The organism is Anaerostipes caccae L1-92, from assembly GCF_014467075.1.
Lineage (GTDB): Bacteria > Bacillota > Clostridia > Lachnospirales > Lachnospiraceae > Anaerostipes > Anaerostipes caccae.
The window spans coordinates 1,367,501-1,382,162 of the sequence record NZ_AP023027.1 but is presented as its reverse complement, the minus strand read 5'-3'; the positions used below and the strand labels follow the sequence as shown (position 1 = coordinate 1,382,162).

The 14,662-nt window shown below is 43.9% G+C and carries 14 protein-coding genes, 1 tRNA gene, 1 rRNA gene and 1 pseudogene (1 of these 17 only partly in view); 5 read left to right on the top strand and 12 right to left on the bottom strand.

The window, feature by feature from the left end; genetic code table 11:
• Window positions 1-75: 75 nt before the first annotated feature.
• From nagE to ANCC_RS06725, 8 genes and pseudogenes are all read right to left on the bottom strand, one after another.
• Window positions 76-1,536: an N-acetylglucosamine-specific PTS transporter subunit IIBC gene (nagE, locus tag ANCC_RS06760; RefSeq protein WP_006565447.1), complete on the bottom strand. Its 1,461-nt coding sequence runs from the start codon at window positions 1,534-1,536 to the stop codon at window positions 76-78.
• A 36-nt stretch (window positions 1,537-1,572) separates the two neighbouring features.
• Window positions 1,573-2,070, bottom strand: coding sequence for a PTS sugar transporter subunit IIA (locus ANCC_RS06755; RefSeq protein ID WP_006565448.1), 498 nt, complete (start codon window positions 2,068-2,070; stop codon window positions 1,573-1,575).
• Window positions 2,071-2,079: 9 nt separating this feature from the next.
• On the bottom strand, window positions 2,080-2,934 hold the full coding sequence (licT, locus tag ANCC_RS06750; RefSeq protein ID WP_009291145.1) for a BglG family transcription antiterminator LicT: 855 nt from the start codon (window positions 2,932-2,934) through the stop codon (window positions 2,080-2,082).
• Between the two features lie 256 nt (window positions 2,935-3,190).
• Complete coding sequence (locus ANCC_RS06745) at window positions 3,191-3,964, bottom strand: GntR family transcriptional regulator (protein WP_006565450.1); 774 nt, start codon at window positions 3,962-3,964, stop codon at window positions 3,191-3,193.
• Window positions 3,965-4,167: 203 nt separating this feature from the next.
• Window positions 4,168-5,214 (bottom strand): zinc-dependent alcohol dehydrogenase, encoded by a 1,047-nt coding sequence (locus tag ANCC_RS06740; protein ID WP_006565452.1) that lies wholly within the window; start codon window positions 5,212-5,214, stop codon window positions 4,168-4,170.
• 37 nt (window positions 5,215-5,251) lie between these two features.
• Window positions 5,252-6,085 (bottom strand): PTS system mannose/fructose/sorbose family transporter subunit IID, encoded by an 834-nt coding sequence (locus ANCC_RS06735; RefSeq protein WP_022261095.1) that lies wholly within the window; start codon window positions 6,083-6,085, stop codon window positions 5,252-5,254.
• A 1-nt stretch (window position 6,086) separates the two neighbouring features.
• Window positions 6,087-6,905: pseudogene (locus tag ANCC_RS06730) on the bottom strand (PTS mannose/fructose/sorbose/N-acetylgalactosamine transporter subunit IIC).
• A gap of 82 nt (window positions 6,906-6,987) precedes the next feature.
• Complete coding sequence (locus ANCC_RS06725; protein ID WP_006565456.1) at window positions 6,988-7,467, bottom strand: PTS sugar transporter subunit IIB; 480 nt, start codon at window positions 7,465-7,467, stop codon at window positions 6,988-6,990.
• Window positions 7,468-7,760: 293 nt separating this feature from the next.
• Between ANCC_RS06725 and ANCC_RS06720 the strand changes: the two genes are divergently transcribed.
• Complete coding sequence (locus tag ANCC_RS06720; protein ID WP_022261096.1) at window positions 7,761-8,471, top strand: ribulose-phosphate 3-epimerase; 711 nt, start codon at window positions 7,761-7,763, stop codon at window positions 8,469-8,471.
• 80 nt (window positions 8,472-8,551) lie between these two features.
• Entirely contained in the window at window positions 8,552-9,436 is an 885-nt protein-coding gene (locus ANCC_RS06715) for a class II fructose-bisphosphate aldolase (protein ID WP_006565458.1), read from the top strand.
• 222 nt (window positions 9,437-9,658) lie between these two features.
• On the opposite strand, the gene ANCC_RS06710 is transcribed toward ANCC_RS06715, so the two are convergent.
• Window positions 9,659-10,102, bottom strand: coding sequence for a PTS sugar transporter subunit IIA (locus tag ANCC_RS06710; protein ID WP_006565460.1), 444 nt, complete (start codon window positions 10,100-10,102; stop codon window positions 9,659-9,661).
• Between the two features lie 318 nt (window positions 10,103-10,420).
• Between ANCC_RS06710 and ANCC_RS06705 the strand changes: the two genes are divergently transcribed.
• Window positions 10,421-10,858, top strand: coding sequence for a manganese efflux pump (locus tag ANCC_RS06705; RefSeq protein WP_225103668.1), 438 nt, complete (start codon window positions 10,421-10,423; stop codon window positions 10,856-10,858).
• Between the two features lie 45 nt (window positions 10,859-10,903).
• Window positions 10,904-11,053, top strand: a complete 150-nt coding sequence (locus tag ANCC_RS06700) for a hypothetical protein (protein WP_006565462.1) — start codon at window positions 10,904-10,906, stop codon at window positions 11,051-11,053.
• A gap of 23 nt (window positions 11,054-11,076) precedes the next feature.
• Here ANCC_RS06700 and ANCC_RS06695 read toward each other — a convergent pair whose 3' ends face one another.
• Window positions 11,077-11,550, bottom strand: coding sequence for a pyridoxamine 5'-phosphate oxidase family protein (locus ANCC_RS06695; RefSeq protein ID WP_006565463.1), 474 nt, complete (start codon window positions 11,548-11,550; stop codon window positions 11,077-11,079).
• 176 nt (window positions 11,551-11,726) lie between these two features.
• Here ANCC_RS06695 and ANCC_RS06690 point away from each other — a divergent pair, with 176 nt between their 5' ends.
• Window positions 11,727-11,903, top strand: coding sequence for a hypothetical protein (locus tag ANCC_RS06690; RefSeq protein WP_022261097.1), 177 nt, complete (start codon window positions 11,727-11,729; stop codon window positions 11,901-11,903).
• Between the two features lie 40 nt (window positions 11,904-11,943).
• On the opposite strand, the gene ANCC_RS06685 is transcribed toward ANCC_RS06690, so the two are convergent.
• Together ANCC_RS06685 and ANCC_RS06680 are read right to left on the bottom strand one after the other, a co-directional pair.
• A tRNA-Trp gene (locus ANCC_RS06685) sits at window positions 11,944-12,016 on the bottom strand.
• Between the two features lie 112 nt (window positions 12,017-12,128).
• Window positions 12,129-14,662, bottom strand: a 23S ribosomal RNA gene (locus tag ANCC_RS06680) (it continues 362 nt past the right edge of the window).

Sequence of the window (14,662 nt, the reverse complement as noted above, 5' to 3'; positions counted from 1 at the left end):
TTCTATAATGCGGGGAAACAGTATCTGCTGTCTCCCCATATGTTATCCCTAATCACTTACAATATAACGCTTAATTTACTTTTCAGCAAGTTTTATCAATTCATCTGCGACAAACTGGACTTTCGTTCCCACAATAATCTGGATACTGTTTTTGCCCGGACGGATGATTCCTGCAATTCCGGCAGATTTGATCTTCTTCTCATCGATCTGATCCTGGTCTTTGATTTCCAGACGGAGCCTTGTAATACAGTTGTCGATGGAAGTCAGATTTTCTTTTCCGCCAAGACCTTCCAAAATAATCTGTGCTACTTTTGTAAAGTCATTATCAGCCAGCACTGCATTTTTCTCTTCTTCTACATCGTCATCTTCCTCACGTCCCGGAGTCTTTAAGTTGAACTTCACGATGATAAAACGGAACAGTACGTAATATACTACAAAAGCGATGACTCCGAGAATCAAAAGCATCCACGGTTTATTTGCCATAGGGAGTCTGGAGCTTAACAAAAAGTCAACCAAACCTGCACTAAAACTGAACCCTGCGGTTGCATGGAGCATTGCAGCCACTGCCACAAAGATACCGGTCAGCAGTGCATGGACAACATAAAGTGCCGGAGCCAGGAACATGAAGGAGAATTCCAATGGCTCTGTAACACCGGTAAAGAAGGAAGCAAAGGCTGCCGCAATCAGTAAACCTGCTGCAATCTTTTTCTTATTATCTTTTGCCGTATGGTACATAGCCAGTGCTCCTGCCGGAAGACCGAACATCATAACCGGGAAGAATCCTGCCTGATACATACCTGTAATACCTTTTGTTCCGGTTCCAGCCCAGAAGTTACCGATATCATTGATTCCTGCAACGTCAAACCAGAATACAGAGTTTAATGCGTGATGTAATCCTGTCGGGATAAGCAGTCTGTTAAAGAATGCATAGATTCCTGCTCCCACAGGTCCCAATCCCACGATACTTTCCCCAAATTTGACTAATACATTATACAGTGGAGGCCATGCAAAATACAATATACCAGATACCACTAACATAAGGGCTGAAGTTATGATCGGCACACAGCGTTTTCCGCTGAAGAAAGATAATGCGGTCGGCAGCTGTACTTCTCCGAATTTGTTAAAGCATCCCGCTGCGATCAGACCGGACAGAATACCTACAAATGCATTTTGAATCTTTGAGAATGCAGGTGCTACTTCTTCTACCGGGATATTCAGCAGAAGGGCGATGTTGTCACTTTTCAGAATGGTTGTGACAACTAAGTACGCTACGAGGCCGGAAAGTGCTGCAGCCCCGTCCTTTTTCTTTGTCATTCCAAGTGCGACACCTACTGCAAAGAGGATCGGCAGGTTATCGATGATGGCCCCTCCGGCCTTCACAAGGAAAACTGCCACTGCGATTGGTGCTTTGTCTGCGTTAGCCGCCATAACATTGGAATCGATCAGGTATCCGATACCCATCAGGATTGCCGCTGCCGGAAGAACCGCAACCGGAAGCATCAGCGCTTTGCCTAGTTTCTGAAAATATTTCATCATAATATAATCTTCCTTTCTATACTAAAATCCATCTCTTTACTTTTCTCTTAACCGGATGATCACTTCCCCGGCTTCTGTCTCTTTCCCGTGGAAACATTCAATCTCCGTGTAATTCCCTTTTTCACAGATTACCACCGGAACTGTCACATCATATCCTGCCTCCTTAATGGCATCCATATCGAAGGTCAGCAGCAGATCCCCGGCTTTCACCGGATCTCCGGTATTCTTGTGTGACGTAAAATACTTTCCCTTTAATTGGACAGTATCAATCCCCACATGGACGATCATCTCCACGCCGTCCGGACCGGAAATACTCACCGCGTGTTTGGTTTCAAACATCACTCCCACTTTTCCGTCCACCGGGGATACGACTCTTCCCTCTTTCGGCACAATGGCTACCCCCGGTCCCAGAATTTCTCCTGCAAACGTGGGATCTTTTACTTCATTCATCGGGATCACGGTCCCTTTCATCGGTGACAGTACATCTGCCGACCTCACTTCCTGCTTAAACGCTTTCTTAAAAGACTCAAACATATTTCCCTCCTATTTACTGATGTTCTTTGTCTGATTGCTGCTTTTTATGCGTTCAATATGCATTGTCAAGTATACAATCTCACCTTCCGACATCTCTCTGCGGTATTCCTTTTTAATATACTCTGCAATCTCTCTGCTGCACTGATATTCGTCCGGATACATCGCCGAGATCATCTTCCTGAGCTCTGGTTCAATCTCGTCCATCCCTCCTCCTGACATAACTTTTCTTGACAAAAATTTGAGGTGTGTGATAAATCTTTCATAGTTCAGAGAAGTTTCCGTAAGTTCCATCTGAAAATAATCTTTCACTTTATCTATAACATTTTTGATAAAGGTGGTAATCTGAACCGTATCCCGGACCTTCGTGTCATACTCCGCGCTGACCACATGGAGTGCAATGGATACTGCCTCATCCTTGGGAAGTCTTACTCCCAGGTCTTTTTCCACAATTCCCAGGGCATACTCTCCGATCTTATACTCCAGGTCATAGAACGTTTTCACTTCCCTGCTCAATGGATTCGGATACATCATATCCTGCTCCATTCTCTGAAGCGCAAAGTTGATATGGTCTGTCAGCGTAATGTAGATGTTTTCATTGAGTTTCGTGTCGAGAATTCCTTTCGCATACATGATGATGTTGCTGCACGTATTTAAAAGCTCCATCGGAAGATCTGTGATCAGCTCCTTAAACCTCTGACTGACTCCGGCATCTTCCAGATGAAAAATTTTCTGGATCTTGCTCTCGTCAACGACCTTTCCTTCTTTTCCCTTAAATCCCAGTCCGGTTCCCATCAAAATGACTTCATTACCGGCTTCATCTGTGGAACTGACTACGTTGTTGTTGATTACCTTCGTTATCTTCATAATGCCTCTCCTCATAAACATGAACAAAAGAAAAAAAACCCAATTCTACAAGAGCGGTACAAGTTTCCCTCAAAAAACTTTCCCTTCTCGTAAAATCCGGTTTTGCCTGCCGAACAGTGACAATCCTCGAATAATAAATATCACCAGTTATTCTTCTTTATGCATTCATTATATCCGCAGGCTTGACAGATGTCAACCCCCTAAATTTTGATTTATATACAAATAATACAACAAGAAATTGAAAAGCGCCGGCGTACTACTGGCGCTTCTCTCTCATAACCTTGTCTTTTACGTGATCCTGATTATATACCTGCATCTGTATCAGAGTCTTATATGCATCAGCCCTCGTCACCGCATATTCCAGCATATTCCCCTGCTCATCGTACGTCACTGTGGAAGAAATCGAGATCGGGTCCCCTGGTTTCAGATCCAAATGCATGGCATCATACTCGGATGCTTTAGAAATTTCTATGGTTTTGTCCGCTTTAAACGGCACATGACCGTACTGACAAAGTGTGTTGTGCAGAGAACGGTCTGAAAAATCATACTCCGTAAGCTCAAGGCAAAGCTCATAGGGAATATATGCATTGGCCAGAGAATACAATTTGCCGTTGATATACCTCAGACGCTCCAGATGAAACACCTTGGCATTTTTGGGAAGTCTCAGCATCACAGCAACCTCTTTATCTGCAATCTCAATCTTCTGCAGCAGAACCTTACTGCTCGTATAGTCTCCCCTCAGACTAACCTGATTGTAGAAAGCAATATCTGAGAACCTCATATCATTATTCGCATCCACAAACTCCTTATTGCCGATAAAAAACGCTCCTTTTCCTGTCAGCCTTATGATACATCCTTCATCCTCAAGGATTTCAAGTGCCTTTCTGACTGTAGGCCGGCTGACAGAATAAATATCGCACAGTTCACGCTCCCCCGGCAAAGGAGAATAGTATGGCTTGTCCTTATAGTCTGCCAAAATGGAATCTCTCAGCTGCATATACAGCAGCTGCTTTTTTTTCACTTCACTCATACGCCCTCCTTTGTATAAGAGACCTCAGTTCTTAACGAATATTACCCCAGATACCTATAGTATACACCATAAATCCTGTTGGATAAAAGCGGTTTTTTAAATATACATTTGTTTAGAAAAACAGAGAGCAAGCCATTATTTAACCGGCTCCCTCTCTGCTTCATCCGCATCCTGACAGCGGCAACCAACAAGGTCACCCGTCTTTAGAATTTTAATACTACTCTGAACTTATCACCCTTAATGGCAGATTCAAATGCTTTCTGATAATCACTCAAATCATATACTTCACTGACAAACGGTTTTACATCCACAACTCCCTCTGAGAGCAGTCTCGTCGCTTTTGTAAAATCTACGGTGTTGGAGTTTGCAGTACCCATCAGCTTTGCACCGCTCTTGTGAAGCCAATCCGGGCTGATAGAGATCGGAGTATCCGGATAGAATGAACTGTAAAGTACCAGACGTCCGTTGTTAGCGACAGCTTTCACTGCGTCCTCAGCAACTTTAGAGATCGGTGTCGTATCAAACACAACCTGTGCCATGTTTCCGCCTGTGATTTCCTTTACGCGTTCTTCCAGTTTTTCCTTCGCCGGATTTACCGCATAGTTTGCGCCCAGCTCTAAGCCCAGCTTTGTTCTTTCTTCATTCGTGTCGGAGACAATGACAGAGGCTCCCCGTTTTGTTGCAAGGATCGTGTGCAGCAGTCCCATGATTCCGCATCCGATCACAACAACGGTGTCGCCAAATTGAATATCAGCAGTTTCTACACTGTGCAGCACACAGGATAATGGTTCTGTGATCGTTGCTTCTTCCGGTGTGATATCATGTAAATGAAACAGATTTGACGGATGTACTAAGAGATGAGAACTCAATCCGCCCATACCTTTCTCCGGAAGTCCCTCTAACTGTTTGCTGTGATCAAAATGTTCACAGTTCTGCTCATTTCCGCTCTTACACTGATAGCAGTTTTTGCATGGCAGCGTTACTCCGACTGCCACAAAATCACCGACACTCCACTGTCTCTGGTCCACATTTTTGCCCATCTTGACAATCTTCCCGACCATTTCATGTCCGCCGATAAACGGAAAATCTACTTTTTTTACTCCGGTATAAACCCTCTGCTCCCATGTGCAGATTGCACACGCATCTGTTTTTACCAGAACCATATCATCACTGACTTCAGGAATCGGATATTCCTGTATCTCAATTTGCTTTTCCCCTGTAAACACAAGGGTTCTTGCCATTTCTCCCATTGTTCTTCCTCCACGACGTTTCTGACAATTTAATATATTATGCACCTAAGAAGCCGACCGCACCTAATACAACTCCGATGACAACCAGAATCAACATAACAGTTGTGGCTTTCATCTTCTTGTTCTTCAGCAGATATAAGGTGAACAGCGTCACTGCCAGCGGTAAGATTCCCTGGAATAACTGATCAAATACTGTTTCCTGCACATTCATCTTCAATGCGCCCAGCTTGATGATCGCAGAACACTTAACAGTTACAAACTGTGCGGACAGAGCACCCAGTACGATAGCACCCATGGCCGATGCACCTGTGATCAGCATCTGAAGCTGGTTTCCGCCGAGAATCTTTTCAATACCTTCTTTACCTAAGCTGTATCCCTTCATCCAGCAGATATAAGCTACCGGGAACATGATACCGAACATTAACAATGTGTAGATAACCGGTCCCAGAAGATTTCCCTGAGATCCAAGGCTGATACCGAAAGCTAAGAGGATCGGTGTCAGTGTACCCTGCCATAATGTATCACCAATACCTGCAAAAGGTCCCATCAGACCGGTCTTTACACCGTTGATCGCCTCATCAGTGATCGGTGCGCCGTTTGCGCGCTCTTCTTCCATAGCCAGAACAATACCGGGAATAACACCTCCGATATGAGGCTCTGTGTTAAAGAACTGCATATGTCTTTGAATACATGCTTTATATTCATCCGGTCTGTCTCCATAAAGCTTTTTAATCACCGGCTTCATGGCAAATACGAGACCTGTTGCCTCCAAGCGCTCATAGTTGTAGTTTGCATGAGAGAAGAAGGTCCATCTCCAGAAGGCTTTTACGACTTCTTTTTTTGTTAAACTTCTTTTTGTTTCTTCAGCCATATTAAAAATCCTCCTCATCGTCTTCTATAGGTGCTGCTCCTCCGGAATCCCCGGCGGCTGCAGCCTGCGGTGTCTGGTTACTTAACATTGTGTAGAAATATCCGATAACTCCGGCTAATACTGCTACAGCGATTACCGGCAGTTTCAGATATACGACCAGAATAAATCCTACAAGGAAGAACAGGAGTGTACCAGGTCTTCCGATTGCACGAAGGTTCATGGCAATACCAAGAGCCGGAAGCAGTCCTCCGATTACGGTTAATACCGTCAGCGGGCGTCCTGTCAGTGAATCAATAATTCCTTTTACAGCCGTTGATCCAAAATAAGTTGCTGCGGTTGCCGGTACAACACAGAGCAGGAACATCAGGATTTGCGGCGGTACTACGTGCCAGAAACAAATTTTCTCAAGGTTTCCTTCTTCTGCTGCTTTATCAGCCATATGTACAAAGGTTACGTCCAAGGTCATATGTGCTACCCAGACCATCGTTCCGAGCAGTCCAAGCGGAAGAGCGATTGTTACTGCTGCTGCCGGGTTTACTCCTGCTGCCATTGCCCATGCGGTTCCAACTGTACCTGCAAGGCCCGGGTCCTAAGGAGCGGTTCCTCCTGCGGAGATAAATGCTACATACGGCAGGTTGATTGCTGCGCCGATGATACATCCTTGTACAGGGTCTCCTAAGATAAAACCTACTAAAGTTCCGGCTACCAGCGGTTTGTATACAACCGAGATACTTCCCAGCAGTGATAGCCATGGTGTACCGATATTACCCAGGTAATAAACGATACCAATCAAAAGCGCTTGAATTAATGTAATTTTCATACTTAACCTCCTTTATTCGTCGCTTTCATTGATAGTTTCTCATATGGTTCTGTTTCTCTTGTTGGTTATGTAGTCTGTCCCTCTAAAGCATCTTTGAAATGTCGGTTTCGCTGTCTTCGGCAATGATCCTCACACCTATTTTAGATCCTGCCTCCACTAATTCTTTCAGCATTTTCTTTTCTTCTTCTGAAGCGGAAATGTTGCGGAAGAACTTTGTGCGGTCACCGCTTACTCCCATGCCTCCGATATTGACGTGATCAAAAACAATTCCCTCACTCATCAGGCGATATAATGTTTTTGGATATTTTACAAGGATAATACATTTGTCTCCTGCAAAACCTTTCTTTAATCTTGCTGCTGCCTTTTCCACTGTGAATGTTGCCAGCTTTACATTTGCCGGCACGCATGTTTTCAGCACGCTCTTCATAAATGCGTCATTTGCAACTTCATCATCAATAATCATGATTTTGTTTGCACTGGTGTAATTCAGCCAGGAAGTCATAACCTGACCATGAATCAGTCTGTCATCAATCCTCACTAATACAATACCATCGATCTTCATAATGCCTGCTCCCTTCGTTAGAAAAATATGAACTCTTACTCATTTTTTGGCTGCCCCTCAATACAACCACTGGTTATATTCTATATTACCACTACTCACTAAAATGTCAACTTTTTTTATGATATTTCGCTCTTTTTGTGAAAAGTGACTTAAATTTATAAAAAATATATAAACATTATACAAACTTCATGACCATCGGTTATATTTATTGCATTCCTGTATTTTCTTTCTTATACTGAACAGTAAGAAACAACTTATTCTCATTTTATATAGAAGAAAGGAAGGTTTCATCCATGAGACAGCTTATATTAAATCCACCCTGTGTTTCTGCTTCTGTATCCTGTATGGATTTACTTCATTTAAAGGAACAGATTGTGGAAACCGAACAGTCCGGCATATCATTTTTCCACTATGATATGGTAGACGGAAAGTTTAACAAATGCTTCATTTTAGGGGATACATTATTAGAAATGATGCGTTCGGAGGTAACCCTGCCCATCGAGGCGCACCTGGCCGCATACAATCCCGATGCTTATATTGAGCGCTTTGCGAAACTGGGTGCAGATTATATAGCCGTGCACTACGAAGCTATGGAGCATCCGCTGAAAACCTTTGATCTGATAAGGAAATTTGGTGCCCAGCCTGTATTAGCCTTTAAATGTGATACTGCTCCTCCGGACGATTTCCTTGCTTTGGCAAAAGAAGTTCCCTGGATCTTAAAGCTTACTGTCAATCCGGGCTTTTCCGGTCAAACCATGCAGCAAAACAGTCTCGGACATATTAAAGAGATGAGACACAGACTGTCAGAAGCCGGGATGTCTGTCTCCATCCAGGCTGATGGAAATGTCAATCCCTCAACGGTAAATACCCTTTACCAGGCCGGGGCCGACATATTTACCGGTGGTACTTCCGGTCTGTTTAAATCCGGGCATACAGTCAAGGAGAATAAAGAGATCCTGCTGTCCGTTCTTCACTCTCAAACCAATCAGTATTACCATTGGTAATTTTGCATTTGACTTTATTATTACCATCGGTTATAATTTTGTTATAGCCAAGTAATGAATGATTCACGGAGGTATAAGATATGCTAGTAACAATGAAAGAAATTTTAGAAGATGCAAAAGAGAAAAAGTATGCTGTCGGCGCATTCAATGTTCCTAATCTGGAATCTATACAGGCAGTGATCTCTGCCGCTGAAGAACTCAATGTTCCTGTCATTATCCAGCATGCAGAGGTGCATGAAAACTTAATCACTATGCAGGAAATTGGGCCAATCATGCTGGACTATGCAAGACGCGCTTCTGTTCCTGTATGTGTTCATCTGGATCACGGTGCTTCCTTTGACTTATGCGTTCAGGCAATCCGCCTTGGATTTACATCTGTTATGTATGACGCTTCTGCAAAGAGTTATGAAGAAAACTTTGAAGAGACAAAAGAAATGGTCAAGATCGCACATGCCGCCGGCGTGTCCGTTGAAGCCGAATTAGGGCATATCTTTACTTCAGCCGTAGGAGGCGGAGAAGGACGCGGAGCTGTGGGAGCCGAAGACTTTGCGTCTTTGGAAGACTGCTATACAGATCCTGATACAGCAAAGGCATTCGTAGAGGGAACTGGTGTTGACGCACTTGCCATCTCTTTCGGTACCACTCACGGTGTTTACCTGACAGAGCCAAAACTTGACTTAAACCGTATCACAGAAATCAAAAATAAGATCGATATTCCATTCGTAATGCATGGAGGTTCCGGTGTTTCTGATGAAGACTTCAAGACTTCCATCCAGAACGGAATTACTAAGATCAACTACTATACATACAGCGCCATGGCTGGCGGAAACAAAGTTCGTGAATTCATCAACGCTGCCGGAGATGAGAAGGTATTCTTCCATGACATCATTGCTGCCGGCAAATCTGCCATGAAAGAGAACGTAAAGGCTGCTATGAAAGTTTTTGCAAGCAGTATCTTAGATTAAATTTGGTAACTCTAACTCATTTTTGTTGGTTGGGCATCCGCTTTTTGTGGGTGCCCTTTTTAATTAAACTGATCCATTTTGTTTTATGGATGGGCAAAGTAGGCAAGCCGCCTCATCTCCCCAACTCCTGATTCTTTGAAGGGCTTGACAACTTTGCGTGAAAGTCTTTCCTGAAGAATAAAAAATGCAGCTGGTTTTTCCGGCTGCATCCATAAAGCTAATTTAAATTTCGTCTTCTTCTGTATCCTCACTCTGCTGTTTTACCATGTCCGCATACATGTCATGCAGCAGAATCGGCGGCTGATTGCCAACCTCAACACACTCGTCACATAAAGAATCCAGATCCATTCCTTCTCTCATCATGACCGCCTGAACTACCATCGCCATATTCATACCTGCAATGGCTTTCATATGATCCTTTTTCGAGAAGCACCTCATAACGGTATTGGATGGTGTTCCTCCAAGGATGTCTACGAATACCAGCACACCGTCTCCATCATCCAGCTTGTCCATTGCAGCTGTAATCTTACCTTCAAATTCATCGACTCCGTCTCCGTGATATAAGCCGACAGTCTCGACCTTTTCCTGCTTTCCGGCAATCAGTTCCACTGCGCTTAACAGGCCCTCAGCAAATCCTCCATGAGTAGCAATTAAAATACCGACCATTTTTATCCTCCTTGATCTTACTTTTTTGATATTATTATTATACTATATTTCCAACCATATTACAACTGGTAATATAAATATATTACCAGTTGTAATAATATTTTTATTTAGAACTGATTTTTACTTTTGCCATATTATATATAAAACAACAAAATAAAAGGATTTCATATGCATCTAATATCTGTCATTTTATTTTCGATCTCAGCGAATATCGATGCTTTTTTTCTTGGCGCCGCCTATGGCACTAAGGGATGCCGGTATCATATTGTAGATAATATTACAATTTCTTTTCTCACTTCCATAGGAACCTTACTATCTATGTTCCTGGGGGAATGGCTGGTGAGCATCCTATCAATTTCCACAGCAAATACCTTTGGCTGCCTGATTATTATTTTTCTCGGTATCTGGATGATGATGGATTACTTTTTTAAAAAGAATGTACCGGATGATCTTTCTGAAAAAGAAAAAAAGGCCTTGGCTACTGGCCGCACCAAGCGGCACGCCATGCCGATTGCTTCTTTAATTGCTCTTTCAATGGCGCTGACCTTAAATAACCTTGGTCTTGGCTTTGGTGCCGGAATTACCGGATTAAATCCATATCTTACCTCAGCCTTCACATTTTTTTTCAGTTTATTCTTTCTCACAACAGGTATGGCCGCAGGAAAAAGATTTCTGTCTGATATTTTCGGAAACTATGCTGCTTTAATTTCCGGCCTTTTAATCTTGATTTTAGGTATTTATGAGTTATTTATTTAATAAGAATCGTTATGTTTGCCCATACTATTCTATGAGGTGATAAAGATGTCTTATGTTTCTCCTGAGCTTCGTCCAAAATTTGAAACGCTCAGTATCGAATTAAAGGATATGATCCTGGAACGCAACGTGGAGTTAAATACAATTCACGACCTCATCCGTGTTCTGGAGGAAATTGTTGCAGAGTCAGAGGGCTGATCCCCGGCTCTGCAATGCAGTTTCTAATGGATATTATTTCGCCTCTTTCCGACCATATCTGTAACTGTCATTTTTAAAACAGTCGTTACTTTTATCATATCTGTATTAAATTTAAAATCCTCTGCATGGTAATGTCTCATTAATATCTTCAGCGCTTCATATTTATCTTCTTTAGGTACAAATTCTATGATTCCATGTCCGGTAATACTTGCATACCCCATAGTACAGCTCATTCTCTCTTCATAGAGGATAAAGTTGTGGTCACAGTCCATTTCAAATGCCGCACGATTGTCTTTTGTAATCAAATCTAGTTTTTTCCCTTTCATGGCGGAATGAAAATAGAGTAAAACTTTATCTTCTTGTATATCTAGTCCAAAGTTCAGCGGAACAATATAGGGAAATTCTTCATCATTCAATGCAATCCTGCAAACATCACATTTTTTCATGATCTCAAGCATTTCATTAAAATCTGTAATTTCTCTGTCTTTTCTTCTCATATTTTAGATCCTTTCCAATTTCCTATTCACCGAACACTATCTCATCTTCAGCCCTTTTTGTTGTTTTGTCAATAGCATGAGTTTTTTATCTTTTCAAAGACACTCTGTTAATTTGAAAATCTTTCATCTTTTCTTCTGATTTGGAGATAATATAAATGCAGAAAAAGGAGGCCGATATGAAAAAAGCAAGAGGCGATAAAGAAATCAATACAATTCCAAAAGGGTCCTATGAGGCCGGTATCACAAATCATGCGCTTAAAAAAAGCAATGACACGGCATCAGCTGATCCCGGAACAGATGCACAGGGAAACGGATATCCTACGGATAAAAAAACTGACTGTGATAATAAGTAAAAGAAAAAGTCTAGGAAAGTTAATTTCCTAGACTTTTTAACAGGGGCAGAAGGACTTGAACCCTCGACCTGCGGTTTTGGAGACCGTTATTCTACCAACTGAACTATGCCCCTATATACAGCAAAAAGATAAAAAATACTTTTATTTTTTATCCCGCTTTTTCATTTTATGTACCTTCAAAACTACATACAGAACGTTCCATCAAACTTTCTTCCTTACCTTTCCTTGGTTAAAGCCTCGACCGATTAGTAACAGTCAGCTCCATACGTTGCCGCACTTCCACCTCTGCCCTATCTACCTCGTCGTCTTCAAGGGGTCTTACTAGATTACTCTATGGGAAATCTTATCTTTAGGGGGGCTTCACGCTTAGATGCCTTCAGCGTTTATCCCTTCCAGACTTGGCTACTCTGCTATGCATTTGGTAATACAACAGATCCACCAGTGGTCCGTCCATCCCGGTCCTCTCGTACTAAGGACAGCTCCTATCAAATTTCCTCCGCCTGCGCCGGATAGGGACCGAACTGTCTCACGACGTTCTGAACCCAGCTCGCGTACCGCTTTAATGGGCGAACAGCCCAACCCTTGGAACCTGCTACAGCTCCAGGATGCGATGAGCCGACATCGAGGTGCCAAACCACTCCGTCGATGTGAACTCTTGGGAGTGATAAGCCTGTTATCCCCAGGGTAGCTTTTATCCGTTGAGCGATGGCAATCCCACGTTATACCACCGGATCACTAAGTCCTACTTTCGTACCTGCTCCACCCGTCGGTGTCACAGTCAAGCCTTCTTCTGCCTTTGCACTCTGCGAATGGTTTCCGTCCATTCTGAGAAGACCTTTGAGCGCCTCCGATACCCTTTCGGAGGCGACCGCCCCAGTCAAACTCCCCACCTGACATTGTCCCCCAACCAGATCATGGCTGTTGGTTAGAAATCCAATACTGCAAGGGTGGTATCCCAACAGTGACTCCTTAAGGACTGGCGTCCTTAATTCTCAGTCTCCCACCTATCCTGTACATGCAGTACCGAATCCCAGTATCAAGCTGGAGTAAAGCTCCATGGGGTCTTTCCGTCCTGGCGCAGGTAACCAGCATCTTCACTGGTATTTCAATTTCACCGGGTGTGTTGTTGAGACAGTGCCCAAATCATTACGCCTTTCGTGCGGGTCGGAACTTACCCGACAAGGAATTTCGCTACCTTAGGACCGTTATAGTTACGGCCGCCGTTTACTGGGGCTTAAGTTCAGACCTTCGCGCTAATGCGCTAAGCCCTCCCCTTAACCTTCCAGCACCGGGCAGGCGTCAGCCCATATACTTCACCTTGCGGTTTTGCATAGACCTGTGTTTTTGCTAAACAGTTGCTTGGGCCAATTCTCTGCGGCCATATCGCTATGGCACTCCTTCTCCCGAAGTTACGGAGTCATTTTGCCGAGTTCCTTAACAACACTTCTCCCGTCGGCCTTAGGATTCTCTCCTCATCCACCTGTGTCGGTTTACGGTACGGGCACATAAAAAACAATAGCGGCTTTTCTTGACAGCTGGGGGCCTGGGCTTCCCTACTTTTGTTCGGTCCGCGTAACGCCTTTGCCTTGCATGAGGGATTTGCCTCCCATACGGCTACTTCGCTTGCACCAGTGTTTCCATTCCTGGCTCCCATTTCCCTTCTGTGTCCCCACAGTTCTGTTTTTATGTGGTACTGGAATTTCAACCAGTTATCCATCGACTACGGCTCTCGCCCTCGCCTTAGGTCCCGACTTACCCAGAGCAGATCAGCTTTACTCTGGAAACCTTAGATATTCGGCCGGAAGGATTCTCACCTTCCTCTCGCTACTCATTCCGGCATTCTCTCTTCTAAGCAGTCCACCACTCCTTACGGTATGGCTTCATCCCGCTTACAATGCTCCTCTACCAATGTATTACTACATTCCACAGCTTCGGTGTCGTGTTTTAGCCCCGGACATTTTCGGCGCAGGATCTCTCGACTAGTGAGCTATTACGCACTCTTTCAATGTATGGCTGCTTCTAAGCCAACGTCCTAGTTGTCTTTGAAATCCCACATCCTTTTCCACTTAACACGTACTTTGGGACCTTAGCTGGTGGTCTGGGCTGTTTCCCTTTCGACTGTCCAACTTATCTCGTACAGTCTGACTCCCATCAATCATCTGGCTGGCATTCGGAGTTTGATATGTTTTGGTAAGCTTTGACGCCCCCTAGACAATTCAGTGCTCTACCTCCAGCAGACTTTGATGAGGCTAGCCCTAAAGCTATTTCGAGGAGAACCAGCTATCTCCGGGTTCGATTGGAATTTCTCCGCTATCCACACCTCATCCCCACCCTTTTCAACGGATGTGGGTTCGGTCCTCCACTTCCTCTTACGGAAGCTTCAACCTGGACATGGATAGGTCACCCGGTTTCGGGTCTGCCCTCACTGACTATTTTCGCGCTCTTAACGCTTGCTTTCACTTCGGCTCCGGACCTTAAGTCCTTAACCTTGCCAGTACGGGCAACTCGCCGGACCGTTCTACAAAAAGTACGCAGTTCCCCATCTAAAGGGGTTCCACAGCTTGTAAACATAGGGTTTCAGGTTCTCTTTCACTCCCCTCCCGGGGTCCTTTTCACCTTTCCTTCACAGTACTATGCGCTATCGGTCACTAAGGAGTATTTAGCCTTACGGGGTGGTCCCCGCTCATTCCCACAAGGTTTCTCGTGTCTCGTGGTACTCTGGATCCTGCTAGGGTACTTCAGACTTCGGATACGGGGCT